The following is a 24333-nucleotide window of genomic DNA, read 5'->3' on the forward strand; positions in this document are numbered from 1 at the left end:
GGTTATACTCCTTTATGAAGCCATTCCCAGGCCATATCTTTCGCGAAAACATCATTCGATGTTTCTAAGACGGAACGCAATATTTCTTTTCCATCAGTAAATTGATCAATTGCTTGTCCAGCTTGAGAACGGACCCACCAGGATTGATCATGCAACAACTCAATTAATCTTTGGATTCCTCTTTCTTCCTTTAAAGAACCTATTAATTTGGCTGCTACCATTCTTTCTTCCCACTTATTGGAGTATAAAAGTTCTAAGTACGGCTCAACGTCTTTTACATAGCCGATTTCCGCCAATGCCTTTAATGCCCTGAGTTTAATTTCCCCTGTATAGCTTTTAAAAATCCTCTCTAAAAAAGAGAGATACATCATATCTCTTTTCAGGGAAATGATATCAAGAATAGCCTTCTGTAGGGATATACTGCTTTTATGAAAATGGAGAATAAATTGATCGAATTGTCTAGGTTCCGTACGAATTAAAATATTTCGGTAATCATATTCAGATAAATGGTCATACTCCTTTGTAAGGAATTCAAATATCTGCATGGAGTGAAACTTGGCAAGAATTCTTAACACATGGACAAGTTCCTCACGAGAAATTCGTTTCCTACTTAATAATCTTGATACGTCTTCTCGAAGATGACTCATTTGAAAATCCTCAATATGATATAGCGTATTCATCCGTGTACTCCATCTTTTGCTTTTCAGTTGTCTTCTATAATATTCCGTTAAATATAATGAAGCGAGTTCAGACAAACGCGATTTTTCCTCTTCCCCTTCAAGTACCGTAGAATACCTGCTAAGCAGCTCCTCTATCGCCTTTTGCTGCAGTGCTGTTTCTGGAGTAAGTCCCCTCGCATAACTTCCTTCTGTTAACATACTAAAAAGGAGAGGATTATATTGTTCTTTGTAATGACTAATCCTCTCCCTTCTCTTTATATCAACTGCTTTTCGAATAGTTAAGTATCCTAACAAAATGAACAACATGCCAAAGATGGAGAACATTAAGATTGAAAGGAAAAACAATTCAAGATTTTGCATCCTATTTCATCCTTTTGATAAGCCGCTGTATTCTTGCTTGTAGTTCTTTTATACTGAATGGCTTGGTTACATAGTCATCGGCACCAAGCTTTAGTGCTCTCTCAATATCGGACTCACTTTTTCTTCCAGTTAACATTAAGACATGCAATTTCTTATCCTTTTTTTGTCTTTTCACCTTTTGAAGTATTTCTATCCCGTCCATTACAGGCATCACACCGTCTAAGATTAAAAAGTGCTCCCCTGATTCTTCAATCCGTTTCGATTCAAAAAATTGAATTCCATCTTCGAATGCTTCTAGGTCTAATTCAAAATGCTCAAAATCCATAACCTTAAGGATTCGTAACAACATCGTTCGTATGATGGCGTCATCATCAATAATCGAAACATACAATGTTTTTTTCGAAAGTTCGATTGATGATTGATTAATCACTTCAACTCTTGCTCTACCATTTTTCTTCGCTTGATATAAAGCTTGATCCGCTATTTTTAAGGCCTCTTCTAGCAGAATTTCTGGATTATGAATGGTAAATACTCCAGCGGAAAAAGTAACGGTAAACATTGATCCATTTTTTTCAAAATTGATCATACTAAACTTTTTTAATAGACGGGTAACAATCTCAACAGCATCATTTTGAGCAGTGTCTTGAAAAAGGATGATAAACTCTTCTCCTCCATATCTAAATACAATATCCGAACTTCTTGTATGCTCCCTTAAAAAGTCAGCAAATGTGGAAAGAACATAATCCCCTGTGAGATGGCCGAATGAATCATTGATCTGTTTAAAATGGTCAAGGTCTATGATGGTCATACTAAATAGTTGTTTATTCCGAATTAACTCCTTCATATTCCTGTTAAAAACATCATTTAGAAATTTCCGATTGTAAAGTTTCGTAAGCTCATCTAACATCACGGATTGGTCGTACAATTTCTTTCGTGTTAGAAGCCGTTCTACCCGGACGGTTAATTCCTCTAAATCAATTGGTTTTTCAATAAAGTCATCTGCCTCCATCTTGTAGGCCTTCAATCTTGTTTCCCGGTCATTTAAAAGACTGATCATAATTTTAGGAACAAATTTCTGCTTGTTATGCTCATTCAAATCATGGAGGACTTGAAACCCACTGACGTCAGCTAAATTTATGTCAATAATTACACAATCAGGATTTAAATCATAGTAATGAGCTATTGCCTTCTCTGGAGTGGTGTTTGCTGCAACCATCCAGCCTTTTTCCTCAAACGTATCCTTTAACAAGATAAGCATAGAAACATCATCATCAATAATTTGGATTAGAGGGAGATGGTCTTCGTGACGAATTTCTTTGTTTTGTCCTATTTCATAGAAGTTTTCAAATTCATAGGAAAGATTAATTAAATCACCAAGAAAATTCATTAACTCCTCTTTTTCCCATTGTTTATGATCTGTTTCTTCTATTTGTTCAATTAGTCTCCCTGAAAGTTGGTGAAGCCCTCCCAGTTGAAGGGTTCCTGAACTTCCATGGACCGAATGTAGAAATCGATATACCTCTGAATTGGAAATATGTGATTCTTCCTTTACTTCAAACCACATGGAAATTTGACTCTTTATCTTTTGAAAAAGTAAATTCTTATATTTTGTAAAATCCATATCCTCTACACCCTACAATCCATAAATAGTTCTATTCGTGTTCAACTATTATTCCCAATATCTTTGTTCCTTGTGTATATTGAGTTTATAATTTTTTGATTAATGATACAACGAATACCTACAAAAAAACGAAAAAAATGACAATTAAGGAAGAATTTTGTCGATTTTTTCGTTTATAGATAAAAAAAGACCCATTTACATGGGTACTTGATGTTTTCTTACTTTAGATTACGAATCTTATTTGTACAACTCTCCATTGCAGTGAGGATAGCTCCTCGAAATTGTTCTCTTTCGAGTGCTGCAACGGCTTCGATTGTTGCCCCACCTGGAGTACATACATTATCTTTCAATTCTCCAGGATGTTTACCTGTATCTAGAACCATTTTAGCTGCGCCAAGAACGGCCTGAGCTGCGAGACGATAGGCCTTATCCCTTGGTATTCCCTGTCTAACACCTCCATCAGCCAATGCTTCTATGAACATATATACGTACGCTGGCGATGATCCACTTATAGCAGGAATGGCATCCATTAGTTTTTCCTCGAGGCGCTCACTTTTACCAAAACAGTGAAATAACCTTTCCACTTCTCTGATTTCTTCCTCGTTAAGGACATCATTTGGACATAAGGCACTCATTCCTTCTCCCACTAGAGATGGGGTATTCGGCATTGTCCGAACGGCTTTTACTCGATAACCAAACCATTGTTTTATATCTGAAAGTGTAATGCCTGCTGCAATCGTTACAATAATAGCATCTTTCTGGATTTCCTCTTTAATTTCAGAAATAACCAATTCATGAATTTCTGGTTTAACTGCTAAGATCAGTATATCTGAAAATCTTGCTACCTCTTTATTATCTAGGGATGTGAGGATCCCATATTTATTTTCCACTTGTTTAATGGTTTTTTCAGACACAGCACTAGCCATTATGTTTCGTTTAGCAATTACATTTGAAGTGACTAACCCTTCCATCATTGCTTGCGCCATTTTCCCCGCTCCGATAAATCCTATGTTTTTATTCATTTCACTCAGCACCTATCTTCTACTTATACATTTCATTTTCCAATATAATAACTTTCTCTGAAAAATTGGTCCTACCAATTTCTTTTGTATTTTCTACTAACCGATAAATATTGTCACAACACTGTTTGGCACCTCTCACTAATAATGGAACGCCAATAAAATCAATATGTATACCTCTAGAAAAAAAGCCTCCCATTGACATAGCAAAGGGAACGGTTGGTGATGTATTGGAAAATATAATTTTCTCATCAAATTTAAATTTCTCTTGTAATAATAAACTAATAGCCTTCATTGCGGGAACAACATATTTATTTCTTTTCCGTCCTATCGAATAAACGGAGTGGCCTTCCTCATCAACTCCGTGGAAAATAAGCTTTCCAAAATCCTCCTTTGTTAATTTATTAAAATATTTTACATTTAAAATTTCTTCCGTTGTTAGTTTTCGTTCAGATTGAGGTAACTGCTTTAAGTGATAGGCCGCAGCCAATGAAGTCGTATGTGTCCCGCCATAATCATTATAAATATAAATCATCATATCATCCCTTAATTATATTACATAATAGTATGTTTATTTTTTTCATACTCAATGCGGGACGGACGACAAAAACAAAAAAAGAGAAGCTAATCTATCGATTAACCCCTCTTTTGTCATTATTTTACTTTTGTAAATCTTTTGGAGAAAACGCACCTGGAAGTAGGTCTCTTACTTGAATTTTTTGGACATCGCCTCTTAAATTCGTAAGAACGACTTCCATTTCAGGGTCACATAGCTCAGAAATCACTTGACGGCAAGCCCCACAAGGAGAAACTGGTCCCTCGGTATCTGCAACAACTACTAGTGAATCAAATTGGGTAACACCCTCTGAGTAAGCTTTAAACAATGCTGTACGTTCAGCACAATTGGTCATGCTGTAAGCTGCATTCTCGATGTTACAGCCATGAAAAACCTGACCATCTTTTGCTAATAAGGCTGCACCAACTTTGAAATTTGAATATGGCACATAAGCAAACTCTCTTGCTTTATTCGCTTCTTGGATAAGTTCTAGTTTTACCATCCTATTCACTCTCCGCCAGGGAATTTTAATGTTGAATTAACTTTGTAATCCAGTCAAGAACAATACCACCAAAATACACACCGAATACCCCAACTACAGCTGAAAACACAGGAGGTGCAGGTAAAGGTAATTTTAAAAACTTAAATAGCATACCAACAATTAAACCAGCAATTAATGCCATAATGACTTCTTTCATCTCGGTACCCTCACATTATATATTAGTAATTACTATAAGAAAGCTCACCTTTACTGATTGACACACCAGAACTTGCTCCAATTCGAGTTGCTCCTGCTTCCACCATTGCCAACGCATCTTCACGACTGCGGACACCACCAGATGCCTTTACACCGATTTCTGGGCCTACTGTTTCTCTCATAAGACGGATATCTTCCACTGTTGCTCCACCAGTTGAAAATCCTGTAGATGTCTTCACAAAATCTGCTCCGGCTTTAACAGATAGCTCACATGCTCGTACCTTTTCTTCTTTTGTTAACAGGCATGCTTCAATGATGACCTTAACTATAGCTTTCCCTTTTGCTGCTTCAACAACCGCACGAATATCTCTCTCAACCAATTCATCTTGTTGATCTTTAAGCGCAGCAATGTTGATAACCATATCAATTTCATTTGCCCCATTTTCAATTGCATTTGTTGTTTCAAATGCTTTTGTTTCTGGAGTAGATGCTCCTAGTGGGAAACCAATTACAGTACATACTTTTACTTCTGGAGTGTCTGCAAGCAATTCTGCAGCTGTACGAACCCATGTAGGGTTTACACAAACGGATGCAAATAAATATTCTTTTGCTTCTTCTACTAATGTAACAATCTCTTCCTTTGTTGCATCTGCTTTTAATAATGTATGATCAATCATTCTTACGACATTTTGTGTCATTTTAAAATCCCCCATATCTTTTTAATGAAATTTATATAAAAGATTAATAGTTTTTTATCACAATGTAACTATAACAAGTCCGTGAACATTTGTAAATACTTTTATGAACAAATGTAAAGAAATGTTCAAATTCTCGACCGACAACAAAAAAAAAACTGCCTCTATTGGCAGTTTTTTCACATTTACTTATCGAGTAGGAATTTTGCTGTAAATTGATCCGTAATGAGAACATTTGCATATTTTCCTTTTAATGCCCCGTATATTCCATCTATTTTATTTGGTCCCCCAGAAACAAGAATGGAATACTCCTTCTTCCTTAACTCATCAAGATTAACTCCAAGCGTTCTTTCATTTAAGCTTTCATTACAGATTTCCCCATTCTTATCAAAGAAACGAGAACAAATATCTCCGACTGCCTTTCCATACAGTGATTCCAAGTCGCTCTCTGTGAAATAGCCCAGTTGGAATAGTAATGAATCTGTTTTTATGGGACCCATTGTAAATAAGGCAATATTCGATTGCTTTCCTAGTTCAAGAATCTTTCGAATATGGCGGTCTGCTTCCATTGCTTGTTTAACAACTACATGGTCTACAATAGCTGGTAACGGAAGATTGTGGGGTGCTGTATTATAGGCCTTCCCAAATAGATATAGAATTTCAGAAGCATACGTATTTGTTTCAGCGTAGCTTACTCCACCTTTTAATTGAACTACTTTTACATTTTTTACAAACTTCTGTTTCAGTTCTGTAGCTACATGATAGATAGTTGTTCCCCAAGTGACCCCGATTATGTCATCATCCTTGACTATTTCATCAAGATACCCAGCTGCTATTTCACCCAGATAATTTTTTATAATATGATCATCATATTGAGGAATGGAGGCTACAACAGCCTTTTTTAAATTAAATCGCTTCTCTAATTGCGTGCCTAAATTTTCAACATCCTCAGTAGGATCCATTATATTAATTTGAACAATCCCATCACTTTTCGCTTGTTGTAGTAATCTAGAGACAGTAGGACGGGATACGCCCAGTATTTTAGCAATTTCATTCTGATTATAATCCAATAAATAGTATAATTTAGCTGCTTCAATGACCTTACCTATCTTTTCTTTATCCACCTTCATCACCTAAATAGTTAAATATTTTCTTTATTGTAACAAAAAATAGGAGTAAGTTCACTATTACTTTACATTTGTAAAACTCCGTTTGAACATTTTATCGCGAAATGATAACGACTAAAGTAGGAAATAGTATGATAAAAGGAGGTTAACCCATGGAAAAATTAGGAGGACTTCTATATGCCTATAGAAAGTGGGTCCTATTAGGATGGACTTTAACCATCGTCTTTTTTGGCATTTTCGCCTCTAAGTTGCCCTCTGTTTTAAGCGGAAATGGATTTGAATATAAAGGTGAATATAGTGAAACAAGAAAACTGCTTGAAAGAGATTTCGGACAAGCTAAATCCTCCATCATCCTTGTTTTTGAAAAGGAACAAACAGTCAGCAAAGTAAGCTTTCAAGCATTCATCCAAGACACTTATACACATTTAAATGACTTTACAGCTGCTTCGCAGAAGACATCTCCCTTAGAAGGAGTTGGGATGATAAAAGAAAATGTTGCCTACGGTCTTCTAACGTTTAACAAAAAGGCAGAAAATCTTGGAAATGAGATTCATCAACTAAAAGGCATTCTCCACAATGAAAAGGGCGTAAAGGTAACAATGACTGGAGAACCCATTATTGTTCAGGACCTGAATGTGGCGAGCCAAGAGGACTTAGAAAAAGCTGAAATGATTGGACTTCCTATTGCCTTGCTCGTGCTGATCCTTGCTTTTGGTGGTCTCGTTGCTGCTTCACTACCGATTATCATCGGGATTGTCTCCATCTTAACCACTATGGGTGCGGTCTTTTTTTTTAGTTATACTGAAGATTTATCCATTTTTATATTAAATATTGTTCCTATGATTGGACTAGCCTTGAGTATTGATTTCGCTTTGTTGTTCATCAACCGATACAAGGAAGAAGTAGAAACTAAACCCGTTCAAGAGGCTATAAAGATTACAGTTGTTACAGCTGGCAGGTCCATTATCTTTTCAGGCTTATGTGTGTTCATTGGATTGTCTGGCCTTTGGTTTATAAAGATTGATATTTTTCAGAATGTTGCCCTTGGCGGCATGACAGTCGTATTTATTTCTGCTTTTTGCGCGTTAACCTTCCTTCCTGCCCTACTGGCCATTTTAGGAAAGAATATAAATAAATTAAGCATACTGCGGGTAGCCAACCACAAAAGAAGCATTTGGCATAGCTTTGCAAAATTTGTCATGAAACGACCGTTTCTTATGACAGGTTCAGCACTTGTTATTCTATTAATTGGACTGATTCCAGTGAAACAAATGATATTAGCCATTCCGGGGACAGAATCCCTTCCGCCAAAATACCCTTCAAGGGTAGCTTTGGAAACCTTTAAAGAACATTTCATTGCAGAAGAAAAACGGGATGAGAAAAAAGTGATGCTGGTGCTTGAGTCAAAAGAAAACATTCTTAAAACTCACAATTTAGAAACTGTGAGCCACGTGATACAAAAATTAGAAAAGGATCCTCTTGTCAATGCAGTAGATTCACCTTTTTCAGTCACTGGTGTTTCGGATTATGTTCAACTTCAGCAGTTTCTTACCCATGGGGATCAAAGAAAAGTAGCACCAATCGTAGATTATTTTATAAGGGATAATAAAATGCTGTTAGAAGTGTACTTAAAGACAGGTGAGCATTCAGCAAAAGCACGGCAATGGGTACGTAACTGGTCCAACAAGGATTTAGGAATGCAAGCCTCATTTGGTGGTCCAATTAAATTTGAGGAGGAAATATTCTCTGAAATATTTCAAAAAGCTCCCTATGGATTACTATTAATTGTTGTTTCAACATTCTTTATTCTAATGGCCGCGTTCCGTTCGCTCCTTATACCAATCAAAGCAATACTAATGAATATATTAAGTCTTGGTTGTACGTTTGGAATTCTCGTGTGGATTTTCCAGCTTGGACATTTGGGAGTAGCTCCTGTGGAAATTGCCTTAATATTACCCGTATTTGTTTTCACACTTGTTTTCGGTCTTTCCATGGATTATGAAGTTTTTTTAATCTCAAGAATTCAGGAGTTTTACTTAAAGACAGGTGACAATAATGAGGCAACCATTTCAGGGTTGACCTACACAAGTAAGATTATTACTTCTGCAGCAGCTATCATGATTGTTGTAACAGGAGCGTTTGCATTTACTGGTGTTATGCCTGTGAAACAATTGGGAGTAGGAATAGCTATCGCCATTTTTATTGATGCTACAATTGTCAGGATGGTGTTAGTTCCTGCCTTAATGAAGTTATTAGGGGATTGGAATTGGTGGTTTTTTGGGTTAAAAAATAATAAACAGGAAAAGAAAAGGAAAAAGCCAGCCTAGTAATGTAGGCTGGCCATTTTTAAATATTTTTAGCGTAATTTTCGTTAGGATATTTGCTTAATACAACATACAAGCTTACTGGCTCTTTGCCGTTATTGTTGAAGGACATTTCTTCTTCACTTTACATGGATCAAGTCTGCCACGGTCACTTCAGAATCTTTCCCATCAATGACGATTGTTCCCGTTCCTGTTACAACAAAAATGTATACCTCCGTACCTGGATGCTTATGAATAGGGAGCTGTTGGCCAGGCAGGAAGTTTAAGACAAACGCTGTGGTTTCACCTTTTTTATAGATCACTCTAACAAAGGCTGTGTTAGAGAACAGTGTTGAGTTTTACACCCTGTTGATTGGAGCGGAAGGCACGAAGACTCCTGTGGGAGTATGGTTCAGGGGAGACCCCGCAGGCGCAAGCGCCGAGGAGGCTCGCCGAAACACCCACGAACCGCTCGTGCCTGGAGCGGAAATCAACAGGCAAGTTTAACAGAGCCATAACAAAAAATCAGCCGTTTAGAACGACTGATTCTCGTTTTAAGAAATATTGACCTCCACAAGAGATGCACCCTTTTTCAATGCCTGCTCATTAATTTCTATTAAATGATGTTTATCAGCTGATAGGACTTTCTTCACCTTTTCTATCTGTTCAACCGTATACAATGCTCCATCTAACTTGCTGACATATAGACGATTCCCATTTAGAACAAAGAGAAGTTCCGGGTTTAAGTCCTTCCATTCGTGATAATATTGCCCCAATGCAGTAGCACCGTCCTTATCTCCACCTGCGTCTACAATTAACCTGTATCTATAGTCATGCAATACACGGTACATTTCACCTGAAACGATTGGCAGGTCGGATGTGGTCAAGTGACTCTTGGGCGAAATCAATTCAATGCCATGTGCCTGAAAAATAGGTGCAATATCCCGGGAGCGATAATATGGATTTATGATATCTAAATCATTAATAGCCACCCTTTCATGGATCCGCCTCTCAGTTAAGGCTAAATTGATAGCAATCTCTGTTTTCCTGCTGCCAAAATGGCCAGAGATAATGGTTATTCTTGTGTTAGGGTTCATTTAAAGAGTCCCACCTACCTTTAAGTTGTAAGCGTTTCCGAAAATATAACTTTGGAAAATTTTTCAACACCTTCACTTCTCATTATAAGGTACCTTTTTTCTTCTTTGCTTTGACCAATGTCACACTTCACATTATTGTCATAAAGAGCCACAAAAGGCACAGCAATAATAAATCTCATATTTCTTAAAAGAAGGCAAATACTATGTTTAATAAAAACAGACATTTGAAGGAGGTAGTATTGGTACAAATGAATAGATTCACTACTATGCTTCTATTTTCACTTTCACTATTTATGCTTACTAGTTCCTCACTTACTCACGCAGCTGAAGCCATTCCAACCAATCAAGATATTGTCCGGTTGAGAATCCTCGAAACCACTGACCTGCATGCTTCACTTCTCAATTATGACTATTACCAAACAAAAGTGGACAATCGGATTGGACTCGTTAAAACTGCCACTCTCATCCGTAAAGCAAGGAAAGAAGCTGATAATTCCTTATTATTTGATAACGGTGATCATTTAAAAGGAAATCCCCTCGGCGAGTACCTTGCAAGAATTAGAGGAATTAACAGAGGAAAGACACACCCAGTTTATCGTGCCTTTAATTACCTTAAATATGATGCCATAGCTATCGGAAACCATGAATTTAATTATGGACTAAAATTTTTAAACGCCGCCTTAAAAGGGACAAAGATGCCTGTCATAAATGCCAATGTTTATTCAGTTAAAAAAAATACTCCTTACTTTACTCCTTATGTAATATTAAAAAGAAATGTAGTGGATCAAAATGGAGTAAAGCATGAACTAAAGATTGGGGTTGTTTCGTTCATGCCCACACAAATTATGAAGTGGGATAAGGCAAACCTAGAAGGAAAAGTATTCGCAAAACCTATTGTTGATTCTGCTAAGGAGTATGTCCCTATCATGAAAACAAAGGGAGCCGATATCATAATTGCCCTTGCACACACAGGTATCAGCAATGAACCCTATGATCCTGAATCAGAAGATGCCGTCTACTATTTAACAAAAATACCTGGTATCGATGCCGTTTTAGCGGGCCATTCACATAGTGTGTTCCCTGGTCCTGTATATAAACAACTCCACAACACTAACATGGAAACAGGAACAATTAATGGAAAACCTGTTGTCATGGCAGGTGCATTTGGTAACCGACTTGGGATTATTGACCTAAAATTAAAGAAAGTAGCAGGCAAATGGGGTGTGATTGATGGAGAGTCTAAAACTGTCCCTATTGCTGATGAATCGGGGAAATCTCTTGTCCCAATTGATAAGGGTTTATATCATTTGATGAAACCAGAACATCAGGAAACAGTAGATTTCATTAAAAAGTTAGGGCTATAAAAGTCTTTAACGCAATTTTTAGACAAATCGTCCCTTTACTTTCATAGTATACTTTAATAAAATAAAGGTAATAATATATTCGGTGAATTTTAGGTGGAGTCTGTCAAATACGGGCTCCTTTTGTATTTTTTTCACCAATGGATAAAAAATTTGGGAGAAGAGGTCGATCATGTCAACACAAGCAATTATCGCAATTGGCGTATTTCTTATCACTTACGCCTTCATAGTCACAGAAAAAATCCACCGAACAATCATTGCCATGGCCGGCGGTATCATGATGGTTTTACTCGGAATTGTCGGTCAAGAAAAGGCCCTGCACCATATTGATTTTAATACTCTCGGACTACTTACAGGAATGATGATTATTGTCGCTATTACCTCCGAGACAGGTCTTTTTAAATACATAGCCATTTGGGCGGCAAAAAAAGTGAAAGGGGATCCATTAAAGATACTACTTGCACTTGGCATTATTACTGCCTTGGGATCAGCCTTTCTAGATAACGTAACTACCGTCCTTTTAATGGTACCAGTGACTTTTAGTATTACTAGACAATTACGGGTTAACCCGATACCTTTTTTAATTACAGAAATCATTGCTTCCAATATTGGAGGAACGTCGACTCTTATCGGGGATCCTCCTAATATCATGTTAGGAAGCGCAGTTAAAGAATTAACGTTCATGGCCTTTATCGATAATCTTACAGCGATTTCATTTTTTATCTTATTTGTAAATATTGCTATTTTAGCGTTAATTTATCGGAAACAGCTTCGGACATCTGCCGAATTGAAGGCCAGTTTAATGGACTTGGACGAAAAGGAAGAAATCACAGACAAATCGCTTTTAATCAAGTCCTTACTTGCCCTTTCTTTAACCATATTAGGATTTTTCCTGCACCAGCTGTTTCATATTGAATCAGCCACTGTTGCTTTAGCAGGTGCTTTTCTATTACTTCTTTTAACAGGGGAGAAATATTTAGACAAGTCCTTTGCAAAGGTTGAATGGACAACCATTTTCTTCTTTATTGGTCTATTTGTACTCGTTTCTGGGTTAATTGAAACAGGAGTAATTTCATTACTAGCAGATTACTCCGTTCATCTAACTGGGGGAGATGTAACCTCTACCTCGATCTTAATTTTATGGGTTAGTGCGATTGCGTCAGCGTTTATCGATAATATTCCGTTTGTCGCAACAATGATTCCGATGATTAAAGATATGGGCGAACTAGGAATAAATAATTTGGAACCCCTTTGGTGGAGCTTATCACTAGGAGCTTGTTTAGGGGGAAATGGAACATTAATCGGTGCAAGTGCCAATGTTATTGTAGCCGGACTTGCGGCAAAAGAAGGACATCACATTACATTTGGGAAATTCCTTTTAATTTCCTTTCCGTTAATGATTCTATCGATTGTAATTGCTACTGTATACGTTTATTTAAGATATCTAATGTAGGAGGCGTATGATGAAAGTAGAATATAAGTATGATCCACAGCTTCTCAATATAAAGGAAAACGCTAATGGCGACGATATTGAATTTACAATCACATTATTGGACAGCCAGTTAAAAAAAGGCCTTAAACAAGTACGAGAATACTTTGAAGATAATAAAGTATTAACAGATATTCATTATTACATCCACCCTAATAACAACTATCAAATCATCGTAAGATCAGATTTTTATAATGAATTTTTAATCCAATTGTTCAGACAAGAATTATTGCAAGAGATTAAGTGGGTTTAGAATTGAAAGGCTGTCTCTCAAGAGAGACAGCCTTTCATTTTTTTTATTCCATCCAATTGGTATGAAATACTCCTTCCTTGTCCACACGTTGATAAGTGTGTGCGCCAAAATAGTCACGTTGTGCCTGCAACAGATTGGCTGGAAGGGTCTCTGTACGATAACTATCGTAGTAGGCAATGGCACTGGCGAAGGACGGTACAGGAATTCCTTGTTCAATCGCTAAAGAAATCACTTGTCTCAACGATCCCTGGTAATTTTCAACAATCTCTTTAAAGTAAGGGTCTAATAAAAGATTCGCTAGTTCAGGATTCTGGTCATATGCATCTTTAATCTTTTGAAGGAACTGAGCTCGAATGATACAGCCACCTCTAAAAATCATGGCAATATCCCCATAGCGAAGATTCCAATCATATTCTTGTGATGCTACACGCATTTGTGCAAAGCCTTGTGCATAGGAGCAAATTTTACTCATATACAAAGCTTTACGGATTGCTTCAATTAGCTCCTCCTTGTCACCCTCAAATGGACGAACGCCAGGTCCATTCAAAATTTTACTTGCTTTTACCCGCTCGTCCTTCATTGCAGAAATAAAACGAGCAAATACCGATTCTGTAATAATTGGCAGTGGCACCCCTAAATCTAAGGCATTTTGGCTTGTCCATTTGCCAGTTCCTTTTTGACCAGCAGTATCAAGTATCACATCAACCAGTGGTTTCCCTGTCTCTTCATCAACCTTTGTAAAAATATCTGCTGTTATTTCTATTAAATAGCTATCCAATTCCCCTTTATTCCAATCAGCAAAAACCTGGTGAAGTTCTTCTGCACTTAAACCAAGGACATTCTTCAGAATAAAATAGGCCTCGGAAATTAATTGCATATCACCATATTCGATTCCATTATGTACCATTTTTACATAATGCCCCGCACCATTTGGTCCAATATATGTACAACAAGGGTCACCTTCTACTTTAGCTGAAATGGCTTCGAAGATTGGCTGTACTAGTTCATATGCCTCTTTTTTTCCACCTGGCATGATAGCCGGACCTTTTAATGCCCCTTCTTCACCCCCAGAAACACCTGTCCCTATAAAATGGAAACCAGCCGACTCGAGTTCTTTGTTTCGTCTGATTGTATCTTGAAAGAATGTATTTCCTCCATCAATGAGGATGTCGCCTTCTTCTAAATATGGTTTTAATGAATCAATGGTTGCATCTGTTGCTGTTCCTGCTTTCACCATTAATAAAATTTTCCTTGGTTTCTCTAACAAATTTACAAATTCTTCAACTGAGTGAGCACCAGCAAAATTTTTCCCTTCAGCTTCATTCTTTAAAAATGCTTCTGTTTTATCATAGGAACGATTAAAAACAGCCACAGAATATCCTCGACTTTCAATATTTAACGCAAGGTTTTTTCCCATAACTGCTAAACCAATTACTCCGATTTGTTGTTTTGTCATTCTAACGCCCTCTTTCTATTCGTTCTATTTTAATAATTTAGTTCTACCCTCTATAGTTTGGCTTTCTTTAAAAAGTATAACACTTATTAAATTTTTATATAAAAGAAACAGCCTCCATACGTTCTTCTATTTGCTAATGCTCTGTTCCAAAATTACCTGTTGATCTCCGCTCCAGGCACTTCGCTTTCCGCGGGCGTGCCGGGGAGCCTCCTCGTCGCTTCGCTCCTGCGGGGTCTCCCCTGTCCCGTACTCCCGCAGGAGTCTCCGTGCCTTCCGCTCCAATCAACAGGGTATAAAAATCAACACTTTTCCTTTACACAGACTAAAGTTGACACTTAATGTTCATGAACGTCACTGTTTGTTCAATGTTGAGCAAAGGTATTTTTTCTATAATGAGAGTAAGAAATTAAATACATTCAGATAGGTTGTGTTTTAGTGAAAAAACTACTTTATATAACTGCAAACCCCAAAGGACTTGAAAAATCAAAGGGATTACAAATCGGTGAAGCTTTCCTTGAGGTCTACCAACAGCAGCGCCCCGATGTTGAAATTAAAAGAATGGATTTATTTTCATTAGACTTTGCTCAAATGGATGCTGACTTAGTGTTTGCTAGGGGGAAATTAGCTGGGTATGGATATACATTAGATCAATTGTCCGAAGTGGAAAGAGAAAAAATATTAAAGATGCACGCCCTTGCGGATGAATTTATCTCCTATGACTATTACGTTTTTGTGTCACCTATGTGGAATTTAAATTCCCCCGCCGTAGTAAAAGCCTTTTTAGATAACCTATTTATTGCAGGCAAAACCTTTGCCCATACATCAAATGGACCAAAAGGACTTTTAACAGATAAAAAAGCCATTCATATTCAGACCAGAGGAGGACAATATACTGGAACCCCACTTCAAGACATGGAATCAGGTGACCGATATTTAAGAATAGCCCTTACCTTCCTGGGCATAAACGTAATGGATACACTCGTGGCTGAAGGGTTTGATCTTTATCCACAAAGAGTACCTGAAATCTTAGCCAATGCAAAGGAAAATGCAAAATTAGCTGCAATAGAATTTAGCCGTGAACCAATCACCGCACTAAACTAAAAAGCTTCCTTAGGAGGCCTTTTAGTTTTGCTTGTTAAAGCATATTGTAGAATTTTTTCCGTTCTGTTGATTGGAGCGGAAGGCGCGAAGACTCCTGCGGGAAAAGCGTGTCAGGGGAGACCCCGCAGGAGCGAAGCGACGAGGAGGCTCCCCGACCGCCCGCGGAAAGCGAAGCGCCTGGAGCGGAAATCAACATACAAGATTAAAGCCCTTTTCTTTAGACCTTACTTTTTGTATAACTTTCTAAAAATTTCGCGAATTTTGTTGTATAATAAGGGAAATACCTGTAAAATTTTCCTATCAGCCCTAATGGACGGTGATGTTTATGGAAATTACGAAACACCTTTTCTTAAATCTCTCCCTTTTAATTATACTGCTTTTCTTTGGTTTGCTTATTCTTGAAAAAAGTAAAAAATTCACCTTTTCTAAACCCTCATTAGTCTTAATCTTTAGCGTCTTGCTATTGTTATGTATTCAATTCTCCTATAATCCAGTTCCCTATGCCCGGTACGATTTAAGGATTATTCCATTAGTACTTGGTGGCCTTTATGTAGGAATCGGACCCATCCTTGTATTATCAGTAATAATCCTAAGAAGTTTCTACGGATTAAATTTAGGTTTTCTTCAAACAACCATCCTTTATGCACCACTTATTATTATTTTTTGCCGTATGTACCCATGGTTTTGGAAGCAGGTTCCCGTTCGACGAATATTTACCACTGTTTGTATGGGTATGATCCTTTCCATCATTACAGTCCTGGGCATGAGCTTTAGCAATACTCAAACAAACTGGTTCGATGCTTGGTTTGCCTATTTGGTCATTCCTTCCCTCGGTATCGGCATCCTTTCTTACTCAATAGAATTTGTTATAAAAAATACAGAGATGCGCCAACAGCTTATAAAGGCAGAAAAATTAAAAGCAGTTGAACAAATGGGGGCTGCAATTTCCCATGAGATTCGTAATCCTCTAACGGCAGCCAGCGGTTTTGTTCAACTTTTACAGGATGATTATCTACCAAGACAGAAAAGGAAGGAGTATTTATCCATTGTAAAGGAAGAGTTACATTCTGCTGAAAGGGTCATCCAAGATTATTTAACCTTTGCGAAACCAGACTTAGAAACCTTTGAAGAATTGAATGTAAAAAGTGAACTCCGACAAATTATCAATATTCTTCAGCCTTTAGCCAATCAGAATTCGGTTGAGATTAATACCGATTTCTCAGTCATTGGATTCATTAAAGGGGACAGACAAAAATTTCGACAATGCTTTATTAATGTCCTAAAAAATGCAATTGAATCAATGCCTCATGGCGGCCACTTAACATTATCATCTGAATATAACCAAAGCTGTATCACCATTAAAGTGACAGACACAGGAGTTGGTATGACTAAGGATCAGCTTGATCGATTAGGGGAACCTTTTTACTCCACTAAAGGGAAAAATGGTACTGGTTTAGGCATGATGGTCGTGTATAGTATTGTTCGTGCCATGGATGGTGAAATTTGGGTAGATAGTGAAGTAGACAAAGGAACAATCTTTCAATTTGTATTCCCTGCTCTGACGAATTTCATGAAAATGAATGATTCTAAAGCGAATGAAGGCTGACTCACGGTGAGTCAGCCTTGTTTGTTTTTTTACTTTATTTCCCAATAAACATTTGTGTCCAATGCTTCCCAGTCTGTTCAAATCCAACTCCAATGTGAGTGAAATTTGGACTGAGGATGTTTTTACGATGTCCTTCGCTGTTCATCCACGCAGTAACTACTTCTTGCGGTGTTTGTTGTCCTTGAGCAATATTTTCACCAGCAGACTTATAAGTCACGCCAAAATCTCTCATCATGTCGAAAGGAGATCCGTACGTTGGACTGGTATGTGAAAAGTAATGATTTTGCTGCATATCTTGTGATTTTTTCTGAGCTACCCCACTTAATTGGGTATCAGCTTTCAATGCTGGAAGTCCATTTTTACTTCTTTGAGCGTTTGTTAGGTTAATGACTTGTTGTACATATTGGCTAACTGTTCCACTAGTTGGTGCATTCGTTGCCGGCTGCTTTGGTGCTGGTTGTGCAGGCTGTGCCTGCTTTGGTGCTGGTGCTGGAGCCGTTGGTGCAGGCTGCGTCTGCTTCGGTGCCATTGGTGTGGTTTGCTTAGGCGCCGGTTGAGTCTGCTGTGGTGCCGGCTGACCCGCAGGTGCTTGACCAGTTGGCAATTGCTGCTGAATATACGGCTGGATTTGATTCATGATCCCTGCCCAACCCTGTTTTGGGTCAATTTGAACAAATTGGTACTTGGCGTCTCGAACCAATACAGCACTAGTATGAGGATATTGATTACTGTTCAAATTGGTTTGGTAAGCGGAAATCATATCATCATTATTTCTATTTATTTTCCGTTTATTATTAAACCAATTACGATCGGTATCACTTTGGCTGTTGTTAGTATTTGTATAATCCTCTGTAAGCGGACCATTATGGTCAATCCCATCATCTCGTCCATTTCGAACATCAAGAATGTGGTCATTGCGGTTTGTGTTCATTCCCACTCGGTCTCGATCGTTGATATCATTACGAGCATTGTTGTTACAAGCTGCTAACCCCATTGTGAGGACCGCTGTTAGAAGAATTCCTGCTGGTTTTTTTATCAATCGAAAAACCCCCTTTTTTCAAAAGTTTTCTTACCTCCTTATTTTTTATTTTTTGTGAAGAACTATGAATGGTAATAAACGTCTGAATGAAAAGAAAAAGGATTTTAGGGAAATAAAAAACAACAGATGGAAATTCCATCTGCTGTTCTACCAATTCAATTATTTACTTACAACTCCGTGTCCGCCAAATTCATTTCTTAAAGCAGAAACCACTTTTCCTGAGAAAGTGTCCTCTTCTAACGAACGATATCTCATCATAAGAGATAGAGCAATTACTGGGGAAGCCGTTTGAAGGTCTAAGGCTGTTTCTACAGTCCATTTTCCTTCCCCTGAAGAATGCATGATTCCTTTAATTCCATCAAGCTTTGCATCCTTTGAAAAAGCATTTTGTGTCAATTCCATTAACCAAGAGCGAATCACAGACCCGTTACTCCATACCCTTGCAACCTGCTCAAAATCATAATCATATGGACTTTTATCAAGCAGCTCAAAACCTTCAGCAATTGACTGCATCATTCCATACTCAATTCCATTATGTATCATCTTTAAATAATGACCGCTTCCACTTTCTCCTGCATAAAGATAGCCGTTTTCTACACAAATATGTTCAAAAATTTCTTCTACATGCTGGAATGCTTCTTTGTTTCCACCAATCATGGTACAAGCACCATTTCTTGCACCTTCCACTCCTCCACTCGTACCAACATCAAGGAAATGGATGCCCTTTTCAGCAAATTCTTTTCCGCGTGCGATTGATTCTTTATAGTGAGAATTTCCACCTTCTATTACGATATCTCCCTCGGCAAGTAATTCTTTAAGTTCTTGAAGTACGTTATTTGTAATTTGACCCGCTGGTACCATTACCCATACAACTCTCGGAGATGGAAGAGATGAAACTAATTCTGTTAATGAGTTAACGCCTTGTCCACCTTTTTCAGAAATTTCTGTAACTGCCTTTGTATTTACATCAAATGCTGCAACCTCGTGTTTATGGTCTAATAAATTTAAAGCTAAACTATATCCCATTTTTCCTAAACCAATTAATCCAATTTTCATTTGTATGTTCCCTTCATGAAATATTTTTTCATCTTTTACTACTATAGTCAAAAAAATTTCTTTTATCAATTGTTTTGAAGAAAATTTTTTTCACAAATTCTTTTTATGCTATAATTTATGTAATTCAAAAAAAATGAGGGTTGCAGATGAGCTGCATAAGTAAAATACGCTCTTACTATGCCAGATTTAGTGAAAAGGAAAAACAAATTGCTAATTTTATATTAGACAATCCTGAGAACATTCTTCACAGCACGATTAACGAAGTCGCTGAAGATCTCGGGATGGCTGACGCCACGGTTTTCCGCTTTTGCAAGCGAATTGGATTTAAAGGGTACCAGGCAATGAAGATTGCACTTGCCTCAGAAATCATTACCCCCATCCAGCAAATTCATGAGGAAATTACCGAGGGTGATAATGAAAAGGCTGTAACTGAAAAAGTATTTCAATCAAATATAAGAACCTTAGAAAATACCTTACAGCTCCAGGACAGCGATTCGATTCAAAGGGCAGTTAAGATGATTCATACGGCTGAAAGAGTTCATTTTTACGGAACTGGTGGGTCGGCTGTAATTGCAATGGACGCATTCCATAAGTTTATTCGAACAGGAATTAAAGCGTTCGCATTTATTGATTCCCACTTTCAACTCATGTCCGCTTCACAGTTAACAGAAAAGGATTTGGCTGTTGTCATCTCTCATTCTGGAGCAAATAAAGATACAATTGATATTTTGAATGTAGCCAGTGAAAATGGAGCAAAATCCATTGGGATCACCAGTTTTCCAAAATCACCAATAAGTCAAAAGGTAGATGTAGCGATCTTTACCAGTTCAGAAGAAACAGAATACCGCTCTGAAGCGTTAGCATCACGGATTGCCCAATTAAGTCTCATCGATGCCTTATACGTAAATATTATGGTCTTAAACAAAGAACATGCCAAAGCATCTCTAGGTAGAATAAGGTCTGCCATTTCAGACACTCGAATAGAATCATGATCAATGTTTTTATGCTCCTATAATTATTATTCACATTTTTTCATTTTACATTACGGTCTTTTACACAAATAAACGACAGGTGTCCACCTGTCGTTTAACGATTATGCGTATTGTTTGGATTCTTCCTTCTGAAAAAAGCTCTTCATGGCATGGAATACATCTGCTTTTTGTTTGAGGATATAATGTCTGAAATGTTCATCCTTGATATTCTTGTATGCGGACATGAGAGTTGAATGTCGGTTATACTGATTAACCTCACCATATCCAAACATGTTGGATACCTTCATCAACTCTTCTACAAGCTTCACACAACGAGCGTTATCCGATGTCAGATTATCACCGTCTGAAAAATGGAATGGATAAATGTTGAACTTTCGTGGATTATACTTACTGTCAATGATTTCTAAGGCTTTTCGATATGCAGAGGAACAAATGGTTCCACCGCTTTCACCTTTTGAAAAAAAATCTTCTTCCGTCACAATTTTGGCTTCGGTATGATGTGCGATAAACTCAATTTCAACTGTTTCATACTTGGTTCTTAAAAAGCGTGTCATCCAGAAGAAAAAGCTGCGGGCCATATACTTTTCCCAAATTCCCATACTTCCACTGGTATCCATCATGGCAATAACGACGGCTTTTGAATCAGGTTTCACCACTTCATTCCAAGTCTTAAACTTTAAATCGTCTTTGTAAATAGGATGAAATGCCGGTTTCCCACTCATGGCATTACGTTTAAATGCCGACATCATGGTACGTTTTTTATCAATATTACCCATTAATCCTGTTTTTCGGATATCGTTGAACTCAATATTTTCAACAAGATGTTCCTGCTCTTCTTTTCTTTTTAAGTTCGGAAGCTCTAATTGTTTAAATAATGCTTCCTCGAGCTCCATCAATGACACTTCTGCTTCAAAATAGTCTTCTCCGGCCTGATCCCCTGCTCCTTGGCCTTTGCCCGGACCTTTTTGCCCACTAGAACCGTCACGTGCTACAACATCACCGACTTGACTGTCACCGTCACCTTGGCCCACGTGTTTGTTTTTGTCATAATTATAGCGAATTTTATATTCGTCCAACGAACGAATTGGAATTTTTACCACATCTCGACCATTAGACATGATTATGCTCTCTTCAGTAATGAGATCGGGAAGATTGTTGCGAATTGCCTCCTGGACTTTTTCCTGATGCCGCTGCTGGTCATCGTGGCCTTTACGGTGGAGGGACCAATCTTCTCTTGAAATGACGAATTGATGATTGTTAACAGACAATGTAAACCCCTCCTTATGAAATTATTTAAATCCATGTTGCACACTTTTTCTTATAAATACATAAAATAATCCGATTAAAAAGTTCAATTAAAATATGGATTACTTTATCCTATGCAAGAGTGACAAATAATTTACTAATAATTTTGACAATTGGGTTTTCGCCTAGTAAATTGGACGAGTTACAAAGAAAAGCGCAAGCGCCTTGGTCAGCCCCGACTGGCAAATGTTCTTCGGCAATAAAAGTCCGCCTTTTGACTTTTATTGCCGAAGGTTATTTGACCCGAGCTGTAACAATCATCGCTTTATCAAGCCATGATTGTTACAAGATACTCAAGGAAGATTATTCAGGATGAAAACTGGCTAGGCGCTGGAGCTGGACAATTCTCGAAGTCGAATTTTATACATTCTTTTCTTATTTTGAAAAAAAGAGACTGACAGATTCTCTCTGCCAGTCCTTCCTATTTTAATCCTAGTTATCGGTTTAATAAACTACCAACATAACGTAGTAATTCATTAGCTGAAGTTGAATTATATCCATGTTCATCTACTAAACGAGCCACTACATCATTGATCTTCTTCAACTGCTGCTCATCTGGAGTTTTTGAAGAAGTAGTAATTTTTACAACATCCTTTAAATCAGCAAAGAGCTTCTTCTGAATAGCTTCACGTAGTCGGTCATGCGAATTATAGTCAAACCGTTTCCCTTTTCTTGCGTAAGCAGAAATACGGATTAATACTTCTTCTCTGAAGGCTTTCTTCGCATTTTCCGATATCCCTATTTGTTCCTCTATTGAACGCATAAGCTTTTCGTCCGGATTGATTTCCTCTCCAGTTAATTGATCCCGGAGCTTATTCTTATTGCAGTATGCTTCTACATTATCCAAATAATTGTCCATGAGTGTTTTTGCAGACTCTTCATACGAATACACAAACGCTTTTTGAACTTCTTTCTTTGCAATATTATCATACTCTTTTCTTGCTAAAGAAATATAATTCATATAGCGTTCACGCAGTTCTGCTGTAATAGAAGGGTGTTGGTCCAACCCATCCTTTAACGACCGTAACACGTCTAAGGCATTAATTGAAGGTACTTCTTTTCTAATAATAGTAGAGGAAATTCTATTGATCACGTAACGTGGGTCAATACCGCTCATGCCCTCATCAGGATATTCCTTTTTGAGTTCTTCTATATCGGCTGTATTAAAACCTTCCACGCTTTCCCCATCATAAAGGCGCATTTTCTTCAGTAAATCAATATCCCCTTTTTTAGGCTCCTTTAAGCGGGTTAAAATAGTGAACATCGCTGCCACCTTTAACGTATGTGGAGCAATATGAACATCGGAAACATCACTTTCATTTATCATTTTTTCATAAATTCTTTCTTCTTGAGAAACCTTAAGGTTATATGGAATTGGCATAACGATAATCCGTGAATGCAATGCCTCATTCTTCTTATTGGAGATAAAGGATCGGTACTCGGTTTCGTTCGTGTGAGCCACAATTAATTCATCAGCAGAAATTAACGCAAATCTTCCAGCTTTAAAGTTCCCCTCTTGTGTCAAGGAAAGTAAATGCCAAAGGAATTTCTCATCACATTTTAGCATCTCTTGGAATTCCATCATCCCTCGATTAGCTTTATTCAGCTCACCATCGAAACGATAGGCTCTAGGGTCAGACTCGGAACCAAATTCGGCAATGGTTGAAAAATCAATACTTCCTGTTAAATCGGCAATATCCTGTGACTTAGGATCGGATGGACTAAATGTTCCGATTCCTGTTCTCTTATCCTCTGAGAAAAAGATTCTTTCTACTTGAACATCTTCAATCCTGCCGCCATACTCCTGCTCAAGGCGCATCATATTGAGCGGTGAAAGATTTCCTTCAATTCTTATACCATATTCCTCAAAGAAATCTCTACGTAGATGATGTGGAATTAAATGCAGCGGGTCTTCATGCATCGGACAGCCTTTAATGGCAAATACAGAACCCCTATCGGTATGCGAATAGGCTTCTAATCCTCTTTTTAACATAGTAACAAGTGTTGATTTCCCGCCACTTACTGGACCCATCAACAGTAAAATCCGCTTTCTGACATCCAGTCTTTTAGCTGCAGGATGGAAATATTCTTCCACTAAACGCTCCAAAGACTCTTCTAGACCAAATAATTGATTGCTGAAAAAGTTGTACCTTTTCGTCCCTTTTACCTCTTCAATCCCTGCATCTTTAAGCATATTATAAACTCGAGAATGTGCAGATTGTGCTACCCATGGCTTTTCCTTTAGCAACAATAAATAATCAGCGAATGATCCTTCCCAACGAAGTTTTTCCTCTTCTTCTCGATACATCTCGATTTTTTTTAAAATATCCATAAGGCCCTCCCCCTGTAGCTTAATCAGAGACGATTAATATACTCTATGCACCAATGAACTTGAACATGCGTGTGAGAGTGACTCTTTATCTTTTTTATTCGTACAGGAAATCTTACACTTTTCATTTTTTAAAGATAGGATATAATAAAATCATATGGGTAAAAAATGAAAATACGTAAGAAGAAGGG

At 37.6% G+C, this 24333-nt stretch carries 22 protein-coding genes; 7 read left to right on the top strand and 15 right to left on the bottom strand.

The annotated features are described in order from the left end of the window. Positions 1-2: 2 nt before the first annotated feature. The 8 genes from AA0X95_RS23945 to AA0X95_RS23980 form a co-directional block, all read right to left on the bottom strand. Positions 3-1040 carry a HEAT repeat domain-containing protein gene (locus AA0X95_RS23945; protein WP_413302450.1) on the bottom strand — a complete coding sequence of 346 codons (1038 nt, stop codon included), beginning with the start codon at positions 1038-1040 and terminating at the stop codon, positions 3-5. Position 1041: 1 nt separating this feature from the next. After that, entirely contained in the window at positions 1042-2661 is a 1620-nt protein-coding gene (locus AA0X95_RS23950) for a diguanylate cyclase (RefSeq protein WP_413302452.1), read from the bottom strand. A 218-nt stretch (positions 2662-2879) separates the two neighbouring features. After that, entirely contained in the window at positions 2880-3683 is an 804-nt protein-coding gene (proC, locus tag AA0X95_RS23955; RefSeq protein WP_413302455.1) for a pyrroline-5-carboxylate reductase, read from the bottom strand. A gap of 19 nt (positions 3684-3702) precedes the next feature. Continuing rightward, positions 3703-4215 carry a DUF3189 family protein gene (locus tag AA0X95_RS23960; RefSeq protein WP_413310211.1) on the bottom strand — a complete coding sequence of 171 codons (513 nt, stop codon included), beginning with the start codon at positions 4213-4215 and terminating at the stop codon, positions 3703-3705. A gap of 124 nt (positions 4216-4339) precedes the next feature. Continuing rightward, positions 4340-4738, bottom strand: a complete 399-nt coding sequence (locus AA0X95_RS23965) for a cytidine deaminase (RefSeq protein ID WP_335547894.1) — start codon at positions 4736-4738, stop codon at positions 4340-4342. 25 nt (positions 4739-4763) lie between these two features. Further along, on the bottom strand, positions 4764-4934 hold the full coding sequence (locus AA0X95_RS23970; RefSeq protein ID WP_413302460.1) for a XapX domain-containing protein: 171 nt from the start codon (positions 4932-4934) through the stop codon (positions 4764-4766). Positions 4935-4956: 22 nt separating this feature from the next. Continuing rightward, the gene (deoC, locus tag AA0X95_RS23975) at positions 4957-5631 is read right to left on the bottom strand and encodes a deoxyribose-phosphate aldolase (protein WP_413302463.1); all 675 of its coding nucleotides are present in this window, start codon (positions 5629-5631) and stop codon (positions 4957-4959) included. Between the two features lie 182 nt (positions 5632-5813). Next, positions 5814-6758 carry a sugar-binding transcriptional regulator gene (locus tag AA0X95_RS23980; protein ID WP_413302465.1) on the bottom strand — a complete coding sequence of 315 codons (945 nt, stop codon included), beginning with the start codon at positions 6756-6758 and terminating at the stop codon, positions 5814-5816. Between the two features lie 149 nt (positions 6759-6907). Between AA0X95_RS23980 and AA0X95_RS23985 the strand changes: the two genes are divergently transcribed. Next, a complete protein-coding gene (locus AA0X95_RS23985) occupies positions 6908-9082 on the top strand; it encodes an MMPL family transporter (protein ID WP_413302468.1) in 2175 nt (724 codons plus the stop codon). Positions 9083-9198: 116 nt separating this feature from the next. Here AA0X95_RS23985 and AA0X95_RS23990 read toward each other — a convergent pair whose 3' ends face one another. Then, complete coding sequence (locus AA0X95_RS23990) at positions 9199-9381, bottom strand: cupin domain-containing protein (protein ID WP_413302470.1); 183 nt, start codon at positions 9379-9381, stop codon at positions 9199-9201. A gap of 231 nt (positions 9382-9612) precedes the next feature. Beyond that, entirely contained in the window at positions 9613-10155 is a 543-nt protein-coding gene (locus AA0X95_RS23995; RefSeq protein WP_413302472.1) for a hypothetical protein, read from the bottom strand. 248 nt (positions 10156-10403) lie between these two features. On the opposite strand from AA0X95_RS23995, the gene AA0X95_RS24000 reads away from it, so the two are divergent. The 3 genes from AA0X95_RS24000 to AA0X95_RS24010 all read left to right on the top strand — a co-directional run bounded on the left by AA0X95_RS24000 (position 10404) and on the right by AA0X95_RS24010 (position 13258). Then, complete coding sequence (locus tag AA0X95_RS24000) at positions 10404-11519, top strand: metallophosphoesterase (RefSeq protein ID WP_413310215.1); 1116 nt, start codon at positions 10404-10406, stop codon at positions 11517-11519. A 169-nt stretch (positions 11520-11688) separates the two neighbouring features. Next, the gene (locus AA0X95_RS24005) at positions 11689-12969 is read left to right on the top strand and encodes an ArsB/NhaD family transporter (RefSeq protein ID WP_413302475.1); all 1281 of its coding nucleotides are present in this window, start codon (positions 11689-11691) and stop codon (positions 12967-12969) included. A gap of 7 nt (positions 12970-12976) precedes the next feature. Next, positions 12977-13258 (top strand): hypothetical protein, encoded by a 282-nt coding sequence (locus AA0X95_RS24010; RefSeq protein WP_413302477.1) that lies wholly within the window; start codon positions 12977-12979, stop codon positions 13256-13258. A 43-nt stretch (positions 13259-13301) separates the two neighbouring features. Here AA0X95_RS24010 and gndA read toward each other — a convergent pair whose 3' ends face one another. Continuing rightward, positions 13302-14714, bottom strand: coding sequence for an NADP-dependent phosphogluconate dehydrogenase (gndA, locus tag AA0X95_RS24015; protein WP_413302480.1), 1413 nt, complete (start codon positions 14712-14714; stop codon positions 13302-13304). A gap of 435 nt (positions 14715-15149) precedes the next feature. Between gndA and AA0X95_RS24020 the strand changes: the two genes are divergently transcribed. Continuing rightward, positions 15150-15815 carry an FMN-dependent NADH-azoreductase gene (locus AA0X95_RS24020; protein ID WP_413302483.1) on the top strand — a complete coding sequence of 222 codons (666 nt, stop codon included), beginning with the start codon at positions 15150-15152 and terminating at the stop codon, positions 15813-15815. A 325-nt stretch (positions 15816-16140) separates the two neighbouring features. Next, complete coding sequence (locus tag AA0X95_RS24025) at positions 16141-17421, top strand: ATP-binding protein (protein WP_413302485.1); 1281 nt, start codon at positions 16141-16143, stop codon at positions 17419-17421. Positions 17422-17455: 34 nt separating this feature from the next. On the opposite strand, the gene AA0X95_RS24030 is transcribed toward AA0X95_RS24025, so the two are convergent. After that, the gene (locus AA0X95_RS24030; protein WP_413302488.1) at positions 17456-18460 is read right to left on the bottom strand and encodes a CAP domain-containing protein; all 1005 of its coding nucleotides are present in this window, start codon (positions 18458-18460) and stop codon (positions 17456-17458) included. A 159-nt stretch (positions 18461-18619) separates the two neighbouring features. Further along, complete coding sequence (gene gnd, locus AA0X95_RS24035; protein WP_413302491.1) at positions 18620-19516, bottom strand: phosphogluconate dehydrogenase (NAD(+)-dependent, decarboxylating); 897 nt, start codon at positions 19514-19516, stop codon at positions 18620-18622. Positions 19517-19662: 146 nt separating this feature from the next. Between gnd and AA0X95_RS24040 the strand changes: the two genes are divergently transcribed. Next, positions 19663-20508 (top strand): MurR/RpiR family transcriptional regulator, encoded by an 846-nt coding sequence (locus tag AA0X95_RS24040; protein WP_413302494.1) that lies wholly within the window; start codon positions 19663-19665, stop codon positions 20506-20508. Positions 20509-20609: 101 nt separating this feature from the next. Here the strand turns inward: AA0X95_RS24040 and yhbH are convergent, their stop codons facing one another. Together yhbH and AA0X95_RS24050 are read right to left on the bottom strand one after the other, a co-directional pair. Then, a complete protein-coding gene (yhbH, locus tag AA0X95_RS24045) occupies positions 20610-21776 on the bottom strand; it encodes a sporulation protein YhbH (RefSeq protein WP_413302497.1) in 1167 nt (388 codons plus the stop codon). Positions 21777-22249: 473 nt separating this feature from the next. After that, complete coding sequence (locus tag AA0X95_RS24050; protein ID WP_413302500.1) at positions 22250-24145, bottom strand: PrkA family serine protein kinase; 1896 nt, start codon at positions 24143-24145, stop codon at positions 22250-22252. Positions 24146-24333 lie beyond the last annotated feature (188 nt).

The organism is Neobacillus phoenicis (genome assembly GCF_047302305.1).
Classification (GTDB): Bacteria; Bacillota; Bacilli; order Bacillales; family Cytobacillaceae; genus Neobacillus.